The sequence below is a fragment of the Clostridium sp. UBA7503 genome (assembly GCF_002477055.1).
In the GTDB taxonomy this organism is placed as follows: domain Bacteria; phylum Bacillota; class Clostridia; order Clostridiales; family Clostridiaceae; genus Clostridium_J; species Clostridium_J sulfidigenes.
Map to the genome: position 1 here is coordinate 1 of NZ_DLNT01000039.1, position 19,320 is coordinate 19,320.

Sequence of the window (19,320 nt, forward strand, 5' to 3'; positions counted from 1 at the left end):
TTTGCGAAAGCCCCTTTTATTTGTTATTTTTAAAGATGAGTTTGAAGTTTAGCTTTAATGTCTTCTGGATGCATATACCCTACCATTCTGTCTATAGGAATTCCATCTTTAAGTACTACCATAGTTGGTACACTCATAACAGAGAATTTTTTAGCAAGCGATCTACTTTCATCAATATTTGACTTTAAAAATTTAATTTTACCGTCAAAATCTCCTTGAATATCTTCTAATACTGGAGTTAATCTTTGGCATGGTCCACACCAAGTAGCAAAGAAATCCACTAAAACTAAACCTTTGCCTGCTTCATTTTCAAAATTATTTTCATCTATAACTTTCATAATAATCATCCTCCTATTCTTTTAATGGTTAATACCTTTATTTTACTATAAATACATAAATTAAAAAAGCCTTCTTTTCATCATTATCTCATCTTATTTCGTATATCTAAGTATAATCCTTAAAAATCCTTTTAATATCATCATTAATCTAAGAATTTCAAAAATTCTGCCATATCAATATTTTTTATATGCTATTTTTCTAGCCATTAACCCTATAATAGGAATTTCATACTCTTTATATTCATAACACTTTACCATTGAAATAATTTCAAATATAGTTATAATTATAGCAACTATACCTGTCATTATTGCTGATAGTAATATAGTACCTAGTGCTCCATATGCCAGAGGTCTAAAAAACATTAATCCTATACTACCACCTATAATTATAAATATAATAGAACTAAATATAATACCTACAATATTTATTAAAAAAGCTTGCATAGCATGAAACTTCACAAAACTGCTATCCTTTTCTAAAATATAAATCACAATAGGAGCAAGCCATGCTATAATCTTTATTCCTGGAATAAAAATTACTACTATTGCTGCACCGTAAGCAATCAGCGCCATAACATTACCATCTATATTTCCTATAGAAGACTTATGTGGTTCATAAATATTCATATAATACCCTCTCCTTTTATACCCATATAAATATATTATTCATTAATATATTTATAATTACAATATATTAAATTCCTTATTTTTAATTTTTCAAATTTATAAAGTAAATAAGTGGAAAAAGCTCATAAATAGTTAATTTTGATTTATGAGCTTTCTACATTCCTAATAAATATGAAATTATATATGTTTATATCTACTTAAGCTCACCATGTTTTTCATAATGTGCAATTTCTTTTATTTTATTGCTATCATCCACAAAAACCACCGTTGGCTTATGTTCTTTGGCTTCTTCTCCATTCATTTCACAATAACTCATAATTATAACCTTATCTCCTACTTGAACACATCTAGCTGCTGCTCCATTAAGGCATATAAGACCACTACCTCTTTTTCCTGCTATAGTATAAGTTTCAAATCTACTTCCATTGTTAATATCTACAATTTGAACCTTTTCATATTCTAGAATTCCCGCTGCATCAAGTAAATCTTCATCCAATGTAATACTCCCTACATAATCAAGCTCAGCTTGGACTACAGTAGCTCTGTGTATTTTTCCCTTTAACATCGTTATTGTCATTGTTTTTCCTCCTAATTATATGTGATAAGTAAGGTTATCAATTAATCTTGCCTTTTTAAAGTATACTGCCAATGCTACTAGGACATCCTCCTTAATCTCTTCTATAGTCTCTAAACTTTCGCTGCTTACCACTTCTATATAATCTATTTTAGCTAAATCTTCTTTTTCTATATTTTCTCTAATTAGCTTTTTAATATTATCTGCATTTCTTTCTCCATCCTCTAATAGTTTTTTAGCCATAGAAAGAGATTTATTAAGCACTAATGCAGCCTTTCTTTCTTCTGGAGATAGATATATATTTCTTGAACTCTTAGCAAGTCCATCAGTTTCTCTAATAATTGGACATCCTACTACTTCTATATCAAAATTCAGATCTCTTACCATTCTTTTTATAACTGCTAATTGTTGAGCATCCTTTTCTCCAAAATATGCTCTATGGGCAGGTATAATATTAAATAACTTAGAAACTACAGTACAAACTCCTCTAAAGTGAGTTGGTCTACTACTTCCACAAAGTCCAGTAGTCAAACCACCTACCTCTACAAAAGTTGAAGCATCTTTATAATACATATCTTCACTTTCTGGATAGAATATTAAACTTGCTCCAGCATTTTGACAAAGTTTTGAATCCCTTTCTAAATCTCTAGGATATTTATCTAAATCTTCATTAGGTCCAAATTGAGTTGGGTTTACAAAAACACTAACTACTACCCTATCATTTTCTGCTACAGCCTTTTTAATCAAACTTTTATGACCTTCATGTAAATAACCCATAGTTGGCACTAATCCTACTTTTAAACCTTGAGCCCTCCACCCTTTAACTACTTCTCTTGCTTTTATTATATCATTTAATATTTCCATAATTTTACCTTCTTTTTAGTTTAATTTTATTAATTTACTCGGCACTAAATTTATTTTCAATATAGTTTAGATATAACCTCTTCACTTATTTTAAATCCATGCTCTAGTGCTGGAAAAACTCCCTTATTCACCTCTTCAATATAGGCTTTAAAAGCTTCTGTCATTGTAGCTCCTAAATCCGCATATTTCTTAACAAACTTAGGTGTAAAATTATTAAACATTCCTAACATATCTTGATATACAAGAATTTGCCCATCGCAACTAGCTCCTGCACCAATACCTATTGTTGGAATTGATATTTCTTTGCTAATTATCTCTGATAACTTAGCAGGAACACACTCTAAGACCACTGAAAATGCACCAGCTTTTTCTACTGCTTTTGCTGCTTCAATAAGTTCTTTAGCCGCTTCTTCACTTTTTCCCTGCACCTTAAATCCCCCTAAGGAATTTACTGATTGAGGGGTTAATCCTATATGTGCCATTACAGGAATAGATGCTTTAGTTATAGCTTCAATTCTGTCGCACATGTCTACTCCACCTTCTAGTTTTACGCATTGAGCACGTCCCTCTTTCATAAGGCGTCCCGCGTTAAAAATAGCATCATAAACAGAAGTTTGATAGGACATAAATGGCATATCTGCAACTACTAAAGCATTTTCTGTTCCTCTTGCTACAGCCCTTGTATGATGAATCATGTCCTCCATAGTTACTGAAATTGTATCCTTATAACCAAGGCATACCATCCCTACTGAATCTCCAACTAAAATACCATTAATTCCTGAACTATCAATAATCTTAGCCATGGAATAGTCATAGGCAGTAAGCATAGTTATTTTTTCACCCTTTGCCTTTGCTTCTCTAAACGTTATAGCCGTATTTTTCATTTTATTTTTCCTCTCCTAGAAATTCTTCAATGTCACTATAATCTCTATTTTTATTTTTTTTCTTTGCCACCTTTAACAAATTATTATTTAACGTCCTATATAAAACTTTATCTTCCTCACTTAAACAAGCTATATGAGCCTTCATGGTAGATAAATCCCCTCTTTCCAATGGTCCTGTAAGGCTTTTTATCGTTCCTAAAGATTTTATATTCTCTACATTATTGGTTATAAGAGGATATAGGGCTTCAATGGCTAAATCTTCACTAAAGCCACACTGTTTAAGATAATTTATACCATTGTTAATAAGCCCTAGAACCAAGTTACTGCTAATAACTGATGCTAAGTGATATAAACTCTTACTTTCTTTTTCAATAATTTTTACTGAATTACCTAGAGAACGAAATTTTCCAGCTAATTCATCAATATATTTTTCATGTCCTTCAATAGTTATAAAGGCTTTTTTTAAATTTTTATAGGAATTATATTTGTCTGATATGGCAAACATAGGATGTATAGAATATGGGTAAGCACCAAACCTACTTATATCTGAAAAGATTTCCGAAGATAACAAACCACTACAGTGGCATATTAATTTATTATTTATAGACAACTCTTTAAGCTCATTCCAAACCCCCTGAATTTCTCCATCTGGGGTAGTAACAAAAATCACATCACTTTCTTTCATTAGCTCCTTTAAGTTTATGAAAGATTTTGTGCCAGTAAATTCTGCGGCTTCCTTAGCTGAGCTATGATTCCTACTATAATATCCAATAAGTAAGATACCATTCTCTTTAAAGTATTTCCCTAGCGAAAAACCAACCTTCCCGGCTCCAATGAATCCAAATTTTATAACAATCACTCCTCACTTTATCTGTTTTCTAAGTTAATATTAAAACAATACATAAATATTAACTAAAATTTAAAACTAAAAATCATGTGAAGTAATTTGTTATCTAAGTCTCATTCTAAAAGATATGAGCTGTCCGTAAAACTTTTCCTTTATAGCTGTTTTCCCTAGAGAATAAAAGCTATATACAAATTAGAATATTATTTTAAAATCTATATATTCTAATTTAAAGATATAATCAAATTATAGGTGCAGTTATTCCTATACTGCCCATAATTACTTATATCACAATTATATAAGTAATTCAATGTCTAGAAATTGTATTTTTTAGTTTTAAAATTCTATAAACACTCTCATTAATTCTTTTTTCGGTAATGATACCATTTCTAACAGCTTCTACTACTCCATCTATGGCACTATTTTGATCATGTATACCTGATGATACTATTATTATGTCATTCCCTGCTTCTATAGCTTTAACCGCTGATTCATTAGTTGGATACTTGCCTTTAACTCCCTCCATAATCATATCATCTGTAACAACTACTCCATTAAATCCTAACTCTTCCCTTAAAAGCTTTGTGACAATATTTTCAGATATACTTGCTACGTAATCCTTATCCAATTGAGGTAAGTATAAATGACCTACCATTATCATTTTAACACCATTATCTATTGCATATTTAAATGGAATTAACTCTAAATTTTTTAATTCATCAAGGGATTTATTTATAACTGGCATCCCCACATGAGAGTCAACATCTGTATCCCCATGTCCTGGGAAATGCTTTCCTACTCCTAAAACACTTGCACTCTTCAAACCTTTATATACTTCCATTCCCATTTTCTTAACAATTTCAGGATCATCTGAAAATGCTCTATTACCTATAACTGGATTATTAGGATTAGAATTCACATCTAGCACAGGTGCGAAGTCAAGATTAAAACCTAAAGACTTTATAGTTTCACCTATAGCTTTTCCATGTTCAAAAGCATAATTTAAATCTCCAGTAGCTCCTACATCCCATGCAGATTCAAAACGTCCCATTTCTTTAGGAATTCTACTTACAACTCCACCTTCTTCATCCACTGACATAAAAAGTTTAACCTTGTTTTCATTATTTAACCCATTCAAACTTTCTATTAATTTTTTTGTTTCACTTACAGTGTTAATATTTTTACTAAATAATATTATACCTCCTACTTTTTTATTTTTTATTAAACTAATAATATTATCATCCACTTCATAACCATCAAATCCAACAATAAACAGCTGACCTACTTTTTCCTCTAATGACATAGCATCTATTTCATCTTGTATTGGGTCAACTTGAGGCTCCTCTTCACCGAATTCTTCTACCCTATTATTATTTTTCAAATCCTTATTAGACTTATCTTCTATATCTATTTTATTATTATACTTTGATTCTTTACTTATAAAGCTACATCCATAGAATAAAATATTTGATGTGCAAATAACTACGACGATCATTATAACCTTTGTTAATTTACTAATTGTCTTGAAAATATTTCTATTACTTTTCATTTATTTTACACTCCTTTAATTTCCTATAATAAAATACACAAAATAAACCACACTAAAATTATATTCAAATTTATTTTTTTAGGAGGAATTCTTATGACAAAGGATAGTCAACCAGATAACAAACAAGCTAGAATGGAAAAATGTAATTATCAAACACCAATTACTAGTGAGACCGGAAAAAATCATAATAGAACTGCTAAAAAGCACTCTATTAAGAGAGAAGGATTTCAAAGCCCTCATATAAATTAGGTTTATAACCTATCCTTAAGTAATGGGGAAATTCCCCATTACTTTTTTAATATATTTTAATATATTATTCTTTTATCACATATTAACACCTTTGTTTAACTGTAGTAATATATTTATATACGGAGGTGTATAAATTATGATTTATTTTGCTCATAGAGGTGCTAACAAAAATTATCCTGAGAATACTTTGCTTGCCTTTCATAAGGCTATTATTGCAGGTGCAAAAGCAATTGAACTAGATGTTCATAAAACAAAGGATAATAAACTAGTAGTTATTCATGATGAAAATGTTGCAAGAACCTTTCAGGGTAAAGGACTTATAAAAGACTTAACCCTCGAAGAAATTAGTTCCTTAAAATCTAGAAATATTAATTATGAAAATAGCAAGTTATGCAAGATTCCAACTTTATACCAGGTCTTAGAGTTACTTAAACCTAGTAAAGTCCTTATAAATATAGAACTTAAAACTGATGTTATTCACTATAATAATATAGAAAAAGATGTGATTGATTTAATAAAAAACTATGGTATTGAAAATCATGTATTACTTTCTAGTTTTAATCACACTTCCCTTGAAATATGTAAGTCTATAGATAAAAATATAAAATTAGGTGTGCTAATTGATAGAAAAATTGATAATATAATTGCCTATGCTAAAAATCTAGGTGCTTATTCTTTAAATCCTAATGTTTATTTGGTAAATGGGCCTTTAATCAAATTGGCTCATAATAATAACTTAAAAGTATTCACCTACACCGTAAATAAACCATTTATAGCCAATCACCTTGATAAAATTGGATGTGATGGTATCTTTACCGATAACATAGAGAAATTTATTCACTCTTAGTATAGTTTAATTTTTAAAACTTTCAATAAAAAGATATGGATTTATTAACATTTTATTTAATAAATTCATATCTTTTTTTGTTATGTACTATAAAATAATAATCATAAACTTTTTATAATTTTATTAATTTCTTAACCTATTTTTATTAACAACGGTAGTATTTCTTCCCTTTTCCTTAGCCTCATAAAGGTTTATATCTGCTCTATGTATTATATCTTCGGTATTCATATGTAAATCTCTAAATCCGTATACTCCGAAACTACATGTTATACTAAACTTATTTCCTTTATGTTCAAGGGTTGTTTCCTCTAAATTCTTCCTAATTCTTTCTGCAATAATTTCTGCTTTATCTTCATCCGTGTCATTTAAAACTATTAAAAATTCTTCTCCACCATAACGTCCAATCCAATCATTTCCATTACTTCTAATATATTTTGAAGCAATTCTCGTAAAGTCCCTTAATACATTATCTCCAACTATATGACCATAGGTATCATTAATTTCCTTAAAATAATCTATATCTGCCATTATAACAGACATAGATTTTTTTTCCCTTATAGATTTCTCAACATCAACTTCTAATCGCTCTCTTATGTACCTTCTATTATATACACCTGTAAGATCATCTATTAGGGTAGTTTCTTGTATATTTTTCAAAAACTTCTCAATAGATTCTGCATATTCCCTCTCCCTATCTATAATAGCTCCCCCTTTTGATATATCCTTCACTAATTCAACTATATAGGTTTCCTTGCCAATATTTATAGGAGAAGCCATAACTAGAAAAATCCCGTTTTTGTTATACTCTATTTTTACTACAGTTTCATTACTTTCATATGCCTTTTTAGAAATACAATTTTCACATATGCCATCCCTATCCCATAAATCATAACAGTGTGTATCAGTATTTATAGTATTGATATCTGTTGATAAAATTTTATTATTATTGGGATTAATTATTCTTATCATATCATATATATTTTTAAAGATTGAAAGTCGCTCTTTCACATCATCCATTATATCCATACTTCAAAAACCTCCTTGTTTAAAATATGGCTTCATTTGTTCTGTATTTTTTATTTTTCAACTGTAATAAAGTACATCTCTACATGTAATTCTAAAATATCTTTAATATATATTTTGAAAAAATGGTCTAGAATATACTTATATTTAATTATTCATCTATAGGAAGTACATCTATATATTTCTCTGATACATCATTTGTCAAACTTTCTACACTCATAAGTTTTTTATTAATCTGCTTAGTCCTTGTACCTACAAGCTTATCTAAATCTGTACTTGCTTGATTTAATTTTTTCTGTGTAGCTTTAAGCACCTCTTCAAATTTTCCAAACTCTGTTTTAACTGCTCCAAGTACATTCCAAACTTCACTTGATCTTTTTTCAATTGCAAGAGTCCTGAACCCCATCTGTAAACTATTTAAAAGTGCTGCTAAAGTTGTTGGGCCCGTTACATTTATCTTATATTCTCTTTGAAGAATTTCAACCAAATTAGTCCTTTTAACTACCTCTGCATAAAGACCCTCTATTGGTAAAAACATAATTGCAAAATCAGTGGTGTAAGGTGGGTCTATATATTTATCTCTAATATCCTTAGCTGATTTCTTTATGGCTGTTTCTAACTTTTTATAACCTTCTTCTATTAAACTTTGGTCTCCTGTATCATAGGTATCCACTAAATTATGGTATACATCCAAAGGAAACTTTGAATCTACAGGAAGGTATACTACATCAGAGGTTTTATCCTTACCTGGAAGTCTTATTGCAAATTCCACATTATCTCTAGATCCCTTCTTAGTTACTACATTTATATCGTACTGTTCTTTAGTAAGAATTTGATCTAAAATTCTTCCCAATTGAATTTCTCCTAAGGTTCCTCTAGTCTTAACATTAGAAAGAACTTTTTTTAAATCTCCTACTCCCATAGCTAATGTTTGCATTTCTCCTAGTCCTTTATGCACAACTTCCAATCTTTCACTTACCAACTTAAAGGATTCTCCTAATCTTTTCTCTAATGTACTTTGTAACTTTTCATCCACAGTTTCCCTCATTTTTTCTAACTTATCCTCAGTAGATTTAAGTAACTCACCCTGTTTTTTGGATAAATCATTAAATTTTTCCTTTTGAAGATCGTTAAACTCATTAACACTTTTAGAAAATTGATTTTCAAAGGATTTAAGTGATTTTTCTATAGTATTAGAATATGTATCTAGTTGATTCTTTTGAAAATTTGCTATTTCACTCATTCTACCTAAAATAGCTTCACTTAACCTCTGTATTTGAAGATTCAACTCAATTCTAGCTTCTTTTTCACCTTTACGAGATTCTTCCCTATTTCTAGAGATTTCATCTCTAAAGGCTTTTTCTAATTTATCAACACTTTTATCTATATCTGCTACTCTTTGTTCTATACGTAAAATTGAACTCTCAATATCACCTGTGCTACCCTTATGCATTCTGCTTCTAGAATCCTTTAATTTTAAAGTAAAATATATATTTATAATTAACAATATAATTACAATAACCAATAAAATTTCCATCACCTTATCCCCAATCTTAAAATTTATATAAGAATATTACTCTCAAATACCATTTAAAGGCTAAATAGAAAATTTTATCTATTTAGCCTTATATTTAAGGTAAAATAAGAAACATGAAAATATGTTCCCTTGGTCATTATATCATTTTTCAGTATAAAATTACAAATAGATTAAACTATTAAACTCTTCAATGTTTTTTACTATCTATTTAATTTATATTATATACTTTTCATAAGTACAATTTTAAACTCAGTACCTATGTCCACTTCACTTTTAACTTCTATATATCCTCCTTGGGCTTCAATAATTGATTTACTAAGAGATAATCCAATTCCAACAGACTCAGATTTTCCCCCTTTATAAAATCTCTTAAAAATATTAGGAAGATCCTTTTCGCTAATTCCCACACCATTATCCCTTATTACAATTTTTATATTTATAGGGTTTTCTTCAAGCTCTATATGAATTTCACCATTATAACTATGTTCTACACCATTCTTAACTATATTAAGCAACGCTTCCCCCAACCATTTCTCATCATAATTAAACATAAACTTATTTTTATTTTTTTTGTTAATCTCTTCTTTATTACTTATTAACGTTTCTTCATACATATTACTTTCAAACACTATATTAACTTTATTTTCTCCTGCCATCATTGCAACATTGTCTATAACTTCATAAATAGTATTAACTATGCTATTTTCCTTCATGTTAAATTCAATTGCTCTTGCATCTACCTTCGCTAGTTTCAATATACTTTTTATAAGCCAATCCATACGATTTAATTGTGTCTTACTATTATGTAAGAATTTTTCCCTATTTTCTTCACTAATTTTCTTATTACTTAAAATATCATTATAAATAATAAGGGCAGATAGCGGTGTTTTTAATTGATGAGATATGTCTGATAATATATTTACTAGAAACTCCTTTTCTTTTTTTAAGTCTACCATCTGACTTTGTAAAACTTGTCTCATATTTTTAAATCCATAGGAAAGTTTTGCAAAATCTCCTTCCTTCTCTTCATAAAGATTTACATCATAGTTTTCTTCTAGTATTTCCTTTGAGGCTCTTGTCAAATTTCTTACTCGACTATATATACCTCTATACTGAATATAATTTAATAATATTAGTAACCCTCCAAATGTACTACCTATAATTATAAATATAAATTTACTATTTTTAAAAGCTTCATTTATTCCATCTATATACATTATATTTATATTGTCTTTATAACCATAATTATCTATAATTTTTTCTCCTAATTTTATCTCTTCCCTTGTTGGCACTTTAAAGGCTGCCTCTACTAAATCCGCTTCAAGATTAGGGAATTTTTCTACCATTGTAGATAACATTGCAGCCTTGCCATCTATATATTGACTCTTTATGTTATTAAAATAAAAATTAATCGATATATTAACAATAAATACAAATATTATAACTATAAATAATAATACTATGGAACTCTTTTTTAATTCTGGATTTATAAGCTCTTTCATTAATTTCTCCTACTTTCCATTAACAACTTCTTTTATCCACATATAGCCTAGTCCTCTTTTCGTTATAACATATTCTGGCTTACTAGGATTATCTTCTATTTTTTCTCTAAGTCTTTTTATATAGACTGAAAGAGTATTTTCCTCTACATATGCTCCTTCTTCACCAAATAATTCCTTTAATATATGATCCTTGCTAAGTAATATTTCTGGACTCTGTAGAAATGCTAAAAGAAGCCTATATTCCTTTGCCGTTAATGATATCTTTTCATTACCTTTCGATACTTCTGCACTAGATGTATTAATAATTATATCCCCAGATCTTAAAGTTGTTATATTATTATCACCTTTGCCAACTCTTCTTAAAACTACACGGATTCTTGATAATAACTCCTTTACCCTAAAAGGTTTTGTTATATAGTCATCACCACCTATATCTAATCCCAAAATTATATTTACTTCTTCATCTAAAGCAGTTAAAAATATTATAGGTGTGTCCTTCTTTTCTTTCACGTATTTACAAAAGTCATAGCCACTTCCATCAGGTAAATTTATATCTAGAAGTATTAAATCGAACTCCTCATTATTAAATTTTTCTTTTCCATTCTCTATAGAACCCACTCTAAAAACCTGATACCCTTCTTCTTGAAGGGTATATTCTACTCCTAAAGCCAATGCCTCATCATCTTCAACTAATAAAATTCTATTCATTACATAACCTCCTCCATAAACAAATTTTCAAATTATTTATTAACACTATTTTATAACTTGCATTTATACCTTAATTTTATCATTAAAATCATATAACATTATAGGAATTTTAAAAATCCTAGATTATAATTATATTAAAACAAAAATCCAAAGAATATTTCCTTGGATTTTTGTTTTATCTATTTCTTATTCTTATTTTAGAATAACTGTTTTATTTAATAATAGGTCTATATTATTTACTCGCCTCTTATACTATCAATAATATTTTGATTACTCAATCTTCTAAGAGGTATTAATGCCGAAACATATCCCATAATAATTACAGCTACAATAGAAATAATAATACTATTCCATGGTAATGTGAATTTGAAATCCCTAATATTTGACATAGGATTATATAGTATATATGCTAGTATAGTACCTGCTACTGAACCAATAATTCCTCCATATAGTCCAAATAATACACCTTCAAAGGTTATCATTTTTCTCACTTGTTTCCTTGTCATCCCTATAGCTTTTAAAGCTGCTATTTCCTTATTTCTAAGAAGAATATTTGTAGTTACCGTATTTACAATGTTTACTGCACTTATTAACGTTATTACTATTATAAATCCCATAAGCAATATACTCATTTGCAATTTATACGCCTTTTCACTTTTAGCAGATTCTATTTTATTATAATAGCCAATTCCTGCATTTGTATTTTCTATCTTTTTTAGCGATTTATCTATTTTATCTAAATAACTTTCATTCTTAATCTTTATTCCCACATCTGTAACTTTAAAATTTTTCATCTGCTGCTGATTGCCTTCTATTATATTCTTAACAGTATTCTTACTTCCTATAACGTTTAATACTCCTTGATAATCTAAATCACTAAAAGGCTGAACATCCATAATTGCTGCTACTTTAACCTTCTTAAGCTCCTTACTATTAAAGTTCTCTTGTCCATCTGAATATTCCACATCACTAATTAGTATCTCATCTCCCACTTTAAGTTTAGCCATGGGTGCAATAAGACTTCTCTTATCTCCAAAGAATGTTGTTTCTCTAACTATAATTACTTCTCCATCCTTAAGATTATCAATGCTTCCTTCCTTAATATATTTCTTAGCCACATTTAACTTATTATCTTCATAGGCTTGAAATACAACACTAATTTTCGATTTGTTTTTTCCATCAACTTTACTCTTGAATAAATCTTCATCCCTATTTTCTGCTGCCCACTGTCTTACTTCTTTAGGTATAGCAGAATCCTCAACAAATCCTTGAGTTAATATGAAATTATAATGTTTATAGACTTCACTTACCCCTGAAATATTTCTTACTTCTTCAATTAATTTATTATTTATAGCATCTAGTTTTTCAGTAGTACCATTATCACAAATGGTAAATGCAATGTCATTATCTTCAGTAACCTTCTCAGAAAAATTATCTGAGAACTTAGCAAAGCTCATAAAAGCTACAAATAGGGTTACACTTATAGCCATAGATAATACAGTGATATAAAATCTTCTTTTATTTCTCTTAACATTTTTTAGAGCCATGGCTGTATCTATTTTGAATAATTTTCCTAAAAATTTATCACTCCTATTTCTCTTTTCTTTCTTAATTAAAGATTGACTACTTATAGCTATTAATGGCGAAATCTTACCGGCACTTCTAGCTGGTAGATAAGCTGAAACATATATAGTTGCTGCTCCTATACCACTACTTAATAATAGTACAAATGGTGATGTTACTACTTTAAGGTTTGAAAACTCACCCAATCCTGACATCTTATTAAAGGTAAATGCAATACAATATACAGCCACTATTCCAAAGAATACTCCAAGAGGAATACCTATAAATATCATAATAGATGCTTCTCTAATTACTAAATTCATAATTTGTTTTTTAGTAGTTCCAATAGCTCTTAACAATCCAAACTGCTTCATTCTTTCTGCTATGCTAATATGGAAAGCATTATAAATAACCACTACTGTAGCCAAAACAACAATTCCTATAACAATGAAAACTATCATAAATAGAGATTTATTCATATCAGCATTACTAGATTCCCCTATAAGTCTTAGTAAATCTTTATTTTGTACTACTTCACTTTTACTACTAACAAGATTAGATACTTCCTTAATCACTTCTTGTTTATCAGCTTCATCCTTAATTTCAACTAATACTATGGAATCTTCTTTCACATTACTATCATTCTTTATTAAATATGCCTTTGATATTCCTTCACTTTGATTTTGCCAATCATCTTTAGCTATTCCAGATAAGGTATAATCTTTTTCATCTCCATCTCCATCTTGTATTTTAATTATATCGCCTACTTTAACTTCTTCATCAAAATATCTAAGAATCCATCTTTCAATAACAACTTCATTATTACTCCTAGGTAATTGGCCTTCTTCCAAATTTATATTCATAAGTTTAAATGCAGCTTCATTTAAATAGTTAAGTTCAATGTTTTTATCCTTTATAAATGGAACAGCGTTTTTACTAATCATAATCCCTAAACTATTAACATTTATATTAGTTTGAATCTTATTTATTTCATCTTCAGATACATTAGTTATAGCAACATGAAATGCCCCTATACTTTTCTTTGAATTTTCAATCATAGAATTCTGCACTGTTAATATAAAAGTACATATTGATGTTATAAGTGCTACTGACAATATTATTCCTATTATAGTTAATATTGTCCTTTTTTTATTATCCTTTAAGTATTTTCCACTTAAAGCTTTATAACTATTAATCAATGTTTCTTCCCCCTATGCCATAGTTTTATCACTTTCAATTTTTCCATCACTTAAAGTTATAACTCTATCTGCTTGTTCAGCCACATTCCTATCGTGAGTTATAAGTATTAGAGTTTGATTATACTTTCTAGCGGTAACCTTTAAAAGCTCTATAACTTCCTTAGAATTCTTACTATCCAAATTACCCGTTGGCTCATCTGCAAGAATTATAGATGGCTTATTTATAAGTGCTCTTGCTATTGATACTCTTTGTTGCTGCCCTCCTGAAAGCTCTGATGGAATATGTTTTCTTCTATCCTCAAGACCGATCATAGATATAATTTCATCTAAATATTTTTTATCTACCTTCTCACTATCAAGAAGGGCAGGTAAAGATATATTTTCTTCTACATCGAGAATAGGCATTAAATTAAAGAATTGAAATATAAATCCTATATTTCTTCTTCTAAAGATACTAAGACCAGTTTCATTTTGCTTGTATATGTCTATATCATTTATAAATACTTTTCCACTAGTAGGTATATCTAATCCTCCAATTAAATGAAGTAATGTAGACTTTCCAGAACCTGAAGCTCCTACTATAGCTACAAATTGTCCTTTATCAATGCTAAAGCTAATATCATCTAAAGCACGAACCTGACTATTTCCTTCTCCATAATACTTCTTTAAGTTTTCAACTCTTAAAATCTCCATACATAATTCTCCTCTTTAATCTACATTAAAATTTTATAGTTACAATAATTTAACTCTTAGCCTCAATAGTATTTAGATTAAGGTTATATTAATCACTGAACTTCTCTTTACAAATATCATTATATGTATTTAACTATTTTTTCACCATAAACCTTACCTTACACAATTAATAGTTTTCTTACATTTTAGTCATATAAGAAAGAGTGTAGCTAAATTGTTATTAAACAAATTTAACTACACTCTTCCAATTCTAAAAGTTAATTATATAACTCCATTTCTAAATCAGTAGTAGATGAATGTTCAAATTCACATATATCATATCCAGATACACTTAATTGAAAATCCTTCTTTTTTCCTCTTCCTATATACCCTTCATAACTACTATTTGAATTTACTGTATTAAAATTTTCTTCATCACCTAGATCAGCTCCATCAAAGTATACTCTTCCTCCATGATTATCTTTTAAATTAACCTTAATAGCATAATTGTCAAAATCAGTGGTATACTCTACATCCCTTCCAACTAGTATAACATTTTTGCCTATTGGCATGTAGGATTCTATGTTTATATAATTAGCATTGATGGTAACATTATTAGGTAGCACTTTTCCTTCTCCATAATCCTTATAAGTACCTCCTGAATATACCCTAGCATTATTACAATCTATTTTAACATTTTCAGCATTTATAAATTCCCTTAAGTCTATTTCTAGATAATTGCTAGTTTTAATATTAATATTTTTAAGAGTATTATTATGTGGTAAATTTACATATCCCCCTCTAGGACTTGTAAAATTCAATATATCTTTCAAAACTTTACTATCCTTTATTGTTAGGTTTGTATAATAATTACTATTAAAATTAATGTCTACTCCCACTGGAACTTCTATAACAATTTGAGCATTATTATTTTTTTCTTCCATAAGTGTGTAAATAATTGCATCATAAGATTTTTCAAAAAATCCCCTTATATTCTTTGCTTCAAAAAAATTATACATAGTTCTGTCTCCTACAACTTTAAGCCCCTTTGTATTGGCATCATAGGAAGTTTGTACCTTCATATCATTTTCTATATATTCTAGTACCTTAACCCTTGTATTTTTATCTGATGAAGATTTAATTTCTACATTATACCCTTTATTTTCTAAGGATGAAATATCAACAACATCAACTTGTTTATCTGTTACGAATACTTCTCTTTCCGAAGGAGTTGCATTTATTATTTCTCTTTGAACTCTATAAACTTCATTTGCAATTTTAGGCATCATATATGCTCCACTTATAATAGACCCTGTAATTCCTACTGCAAGAAACACTCCGGCCACAATAAGAGATTTTTTCCATCTATTCATTAATTTTTTCCTCCTTATCATCTTTATTTTCTTCTTTATAATCTACATCTATAACTTCTGTAAATATAGGCTTTTCTTCGTAAGCCTTATCTTCTACAGAAATTTCTTCTACCTCTTCATTTTTTTCAGTGGCACTTTCAGTATTCTTCTCATTACCTTCAGCATTTTCTTGTTGATTTTTAACTCTTACATACATATTTCTAGTTTTAACCCAAGATATATACTGAACTACTAGGTATTTTAATCCTTTATATACTAGACAGTACAAGATCCAACATAAAATAATAAATCCAGTCCATGATATACAAGCAAAGAATCCAAACACTCCCATAGATATATCAATTCCACACAGGAAGGCAGCTCCTAGATAACCTATAAAGTTTGCAATTGACATTCCAACAAGTCCTAAACCACTGGCTATCATAGACATAACTATTGTTAAAGCTGGGAAAAATAATAAAATACTTATAACAACTATTATTAATTTTACTCCAGCAGAAGATATCTTTCCGTTAATTACTGAATTGGAATCTAAAAATTCCTTAGTCTTATTACCTGCCTTTTTTCCTTGTCTCTTTACGTTTTTCCAAATATTTTTAGCGTCCTTAGAAACTTTATCTTTAAGTTCACTATTGCTACTACTTTTAGATTTGCCTTGTCCCTTCATCTCTTCAGTTAATTCTTTTGCAATGCTCTTAGGAGAACCTAATGTTTTTATAATCTCCTCATCACTCTTTCCTTGCAATTCTCCATTTAAGAAAAATTCTTCATAGTCCCTTAATATATCATTTATCTCAAGTTCACTAAAAGCTCCCTTTAAGTAATCTCTAAGTATATCTAAAAAATCATTTTTAGTCATTATTCTTATTCTCCTTCCTATAACATCCTAATATTAAATTTACATCCCTTACAAACTCATCCCATTCTTTAACTAAAGTACTTAAATTACCTTTTCCATAGTCTGTAATCCTATAGTATTTTCTATCTGGGCCACCTTCTGACTTCACCATATAGGTTTCAAAATTTCCTTCTGTAGTAAGTCTTCGTAATAATGGATATATAGTGCTTTCCTTTACTGACATAACTCTTGAAATATTTTCTACAATTTCATACCCATACATATCTCTGTCATTTATAAGTGTGAGAACACAGATTTCAATTACACCCTTTCTGAGTTGTGTACTCATATCTAAACCTCCTTTATTAAGTTTTAATAACATACTTTTCTTTGTATATATTTTAACTATCCTTATACTATGTAAAACACAATAGTATCTTAAAAAATATAGAAGTTACTGTGTATTACACAACCCTTCTAAAACTTTAGCAACTTAACTATGTAAAACATAGTAGTCCCTTTTAAATTTGGTACTACGTTTTACATAGTACCCTTACACTCTTATATTATCATAGTATCGTGTTATACACAATAGATACATATTAAAAATATCATAAATAAAACATAAAGATTTTATAAATATATTTAACTGCTATATTATAATTAGTTTACACCTCTTTATATTAAAATAACCAAGGCTTTAAGCCTTGGTTATACAATGTTAAACTAAATTATTTATAGCTTTCATATACTTCTTGAATCTTATCCCAGTTAAATAAGTTCCAAATACTATTAACGTAATCTGGTCTTACATTCTTATATTTTAAATAATAAGCATGTTCCCAAACGTCGATTGTTACAAGTGGTTTTTTACCTTTACTTAAAGGAGATTCTTGATTTAAGGTAGCCATAACTTCTAGCTCACCATCACCATTTAAAACTAGCCATCCATAGCCTGAACCAAATTGTCCAATAGCAGCTTTAGAAACAGCTTCTTTCATATTAGCAACGCTTCCAAAGGCTTTATTGATTTTTTCAAGTAATTCTCCCTTTGGTTCACCTTTTCCACCTGGTGTTAAAATACTAAAGTAAAAGTTGTGGTTTGCCACCCCTCCACCTTGATTAATAACTCCTTGACGAATTTCATTTGGAATACTATCTAAATTCTCTAACAATTGTTCTAAAGTTTTACCTTCAGTAAGAGCTTCATGTCCTTCAAGCAATTTGTTAAGATTATTTACGTATGTTTGTAAATGTTTGCCGTAGTGAGTTTCTACTGTTAAAGCATCAATATGTGGCTCTAACCCATTGTATTCATAAGGTAATTTAATTTTATCATATGTCATTTTAATCCACCTACCCTTTCCATTTATAACATATGCTTATATTTTACCACTTTTCCTCCATATAAGCACTAATAAAAATTTTTACTTACAATTTATTATTATAATTTATTTAATATATTATTCATTAATACTTCATATACATTAATATGTTACAAATTTATTTTTAAAATTAATAATTAAGGAGAGATATTTTATGAAATCCACGCTATTTATGTGGGAATGCATTGGTGCAATTATGATTTTCCTAATAGGAACATTAATACATTTTGGCTATGAAGCAACAAATAAGCTATCCTTTACCTCTGGAATTTTTGCTGTTAATGAAAGTATTTGGGAACACTGTAAACTTACCTTTTGGTCCCCTCTAATCTTTGCTATTATAGAATATTTTTTTGTGGGTGAATACGCAAATAATTTTCTCTTTGCAAAGACTCTAAGCGCCATTGTAACCACAATTTCAATGTTAATTCTTTACTATGGGACTCTTAAAAAAAATGACTCTCACTCCCTTATAAAGGATTTAATTATCTTTGAAATTAGTATTATAATAGGACTATTAGTAAGTTACAACTTGATGTTATTACCTGAATTTCCACCAATCATGAATAAAATAGCCATTATTATGTTAGTTGGTGCTACATTCATATTTTATCTGTTTACTTATTCTCCACCTAAATTACCTATATTTTATTGTCCAGTATCTAATTCCTATGGTATCAAGAATTAAACTCTCACAATAAATATTATTAAAATGACTGTATTAAAATTAACTTAATGTTAATA

Annotated in this window: 20 protein-coding genes; 3 read left to right on the forward strand and 17 right to left on the reverse strand. The window is 28.7% G+C overall.

Annotated features, from left to right (window positions below):
* Nucleotides 1–29 precede the first annotated feature (29 nt).
* The 7 genes from trxA to B3630_RS10130 all read right to left on the reverse strand — a co-directional run bounded on the left by trxA (nt 30) and on the right by B3630_RS10130 (nt 5,680).
* Nucleotides 30–338 carry a thioredoxin gene (trxA, locus tag B3630_RS10100; RefSeq protein WP_346897789.1) on the reverse strand — a complete coding sequence of 103 codons (309 nt, stop codon included), beginning with the start codon at nt 336–338 and terminating at the stop codon, nt 30–32.
* Between the two features lie 174 nt (nt 339–512).
* The gene (locus B3630_RS10105) at nt 513–965 is read right to left on the reverse strand and encodes a DUF4870 domain-containing protein (protein WP_346897791.1); all 453 of its coding nucleotides are present in this window, start codon (nt 963–965) and stop codon (nt 513–515) included.
* A 193-nt stretch (nt 966–1,158) separates the two neighbouring features.
* A complete protein-coding gene (gene panD / locus B3630_RS10110) occupies nt 1,159–1,542 on the reverse strand; it encodes an aspartate 1-decarboxylase (RefSeq protein ID WP_346897793.1) in 384 nt (127 codons plus the stop codon).
* 15 nt (nt 1,543–1,557) lie between these two features.
* The gene (gene panC, locus B3630_RS10115) at nt 1,558–2,403 is read right to left on the reverse strand and encodes a pantoate--beta-alanine ligase (RefSeq protein WP_346897795.1); all 846 of its coding nucleotides are present in this window, start codon (nt 2,401–2,403) and stop codon (nt 1,558–1,560) included.
* A 56-nt stretch (nt 2,404–2,459) separates the two neighbouring features.
* Complete coding sequence (panB, locus tag B3630_RS10120) at nt 2,460–3,287, reverse strand: 3-methyl-2-oxobutanoate hydroxymethyltransferase (protein WP_346897797.1); 828 nt, start codon at nt 3,285–3,287, stop codon at nt 2,460–2,462.
* Nucleotide 3,288: 1 nt separating this feature from the next.
* The gene (locus tag B3630_RS10125; RefSeq protein ID WP_346897969.1) at nt 3,289–4,137 is read right to left on the reverse strand and encodes a Rossmann-like and DUF2520 domain-containing protein; all 849 of its coding nucleotides are present in this window, start codon (nt 4,135–4,137) and stop codon (nt 3,289–3,291) included.
* Nucleotides 4,138–4,438: 301 nt separating this feature from the next.
* Entirely contained in the window at nt 4,439–5,680 is a 1,242-nt protein-coding gene (locus tag B3630_RS10130; protein WP_346897799.1) for a glycoside hydrolase family 3 protein, read from the reverse strand.
* 93 nt (nt 5,681–5,773) lie between these two features.
* Between B3630_RS10130 and B3630_RS10135 the strand changes: the two genes are divergently transcribed.
* Nucleotides 5,774–5,929, forward strand: coding sequence for a hypothetical protein (locus B3630_RS10135; RefSeq protein WP_167402876.1), 156 nt, complete (start codon nt 5,774–5,776; stop codon nt 5,927–5,929).
* 136 nt (nt 5,930–6,065) lie between these two features.
* On the forward strand, nt 6,066–6,776 hold the full coding sequence (locus B3630_RS10140) for a glycerophosphodiester phosphodiesterase (protein WP_346897801.1): 711 nt from the start codon (nt 6,066–6,068) through the stop codon (nt 6,774–6,776).
* Between the two features lie 123 nt (nt 6,777–6,899).
* Here B3630_RS10140 and B3630_RS10145 read toward each other — a convergent pair whose 3' ends face one another.
* The 10 genes from B3630_RS10145 to B3630_RS10190 form a co-directional block, all read right to left on the reverse strand.
* The gene (locus B3630_RS10145; protein WP_346897803.1) at nt 6,900–7,802 is read right to left on the reverse strand and encodes a GGDEF domain-containing protein; all 903 of its coding nucleotides are present in this window, start codon (nt 7,800–7,802) and stop codon (nt 6,900–6,902) included.
* A 148-nt stretch (nt 7,803–7,950) separates the two neighbouring features.
* The gene (locus B3630_RS10150; protein ID WP_346897805.1) at nt 7,951–9,336 is read right to left on the reverse strand and encodes a DNA recombination protein RmuC; all 1,386 of its coding nucleotides are present in this window, start codon (nt 9,334–9,336) and stop codon (nt 7,951–7,953) included.
* Nucleotides 9,337–9,554: 218 nt separating this feature from the next.
* Nucleotides 9,555–10,838, reverse strand: a complete 1,284-nt coding sequence (locus B3630_RS10155) for a HAMP domain-containing sensor histidine kinase (RefSeq protein WP_346897807.1) — start codon at nt 10,836–10,838, stop codon at nt 9,555–9,557.
* A 9-nt stretch (nt 10,839–10,847) separates the two neighbouring features.
* Complete coding sequence (locus B3630_RS10160; RefSeq protein WP_150842884.1) at nt 10,848–11,546, reverse strand: response regulator; 699 nt, start codon at nt 11,544–11,546, stop codon at nt 10,848–10,850.
* A gap of 236 nt (nt 11,547–11,782) precedes the next feature.
* Entirely contained in the window at nt 11,783–14,308 is a 2,526-nt protein-coding gene (locus B3630_RS10165; protein WP_346897809.1) for an ABC transporter permease, read from the reverse strand.
* 12 nt (nt 14,309–14,320) lie between these two features.
* A complete protein-coding gene (locus B3630_RS10170) occupies nt 14,321–15,001 on the reverse strand; it encodes an ABC transporter ATP-binding protein (RefSeq protein ID WP_346877870.1) in 681 nt (226 codons plus the stop codon).
* 257 nt (nt 15,002–15,258) lie between these two features.
* Complete coding sequence (locus tag B3630_RS10175) at nt 15,259–16,353, reverse strand: hypothetical protein (protein WP_346897811.1); 1,095 nt, start codon at nt 16,351–16,353, stop codon at nt 15,259–15,261.
* The gene (locus B3630_RS10180; protein WP_346897813.1) at nt 16,346–17,212 is read right to left on the reverse strand and encodes a DUF1700 domain-containing protein; all 867 of its coding nucleotides are present in this window, start codon (nt 17,210–17,212) and stop codon (nt 16,346–16,348) included. The genes B3630_RS10175 and B3630_RS10180 overlap by 8 nt, the downstream gene beginning before the upstream one ends.
* Entirely contained in the window at nt 17,205–17,540 is a 336-nt protein-coding gene (locus tag B3630_RS10185; protein ID WP_035132636.1) for a PadR family transcriptional regulator, read from the reverse strand. Before B3630_RS10185 ends, B3630_RS10180 begins: the two co-directional genes overlap by 8 nt.
* Nucleotides 17,541–17,922: 382 nt before the next feature.
* Nucleotides 17,923–18,537, reverse strand: coding sequence for a superoxide dismutase (locus tag B3630_RS10190; protein ID WP_346897815.1), 615 nt, complete (start codon nt 18,535–18,537; stop codon nt 17,923–17,925).
* A 193-nt stretch (nt 18,538–18,730) separates the two neighbouring features.
* Here B3630_RS10190 and B3630_RS10195 point away from each other — a divergent pair, with 193 nt between their 5' ends.
* Complete coding sequence (locus B3630_RS10195) at nt 18,731–19,264, forward strand: DUF6512 family protein (protein ID WP_346897817.1); 534 nt, start codon at nt 18,731–18,733, stop codon at nt 19,262–19,264.
* Nucleotides 19,265–19,320: the final 56 nt, after the last annotated feature.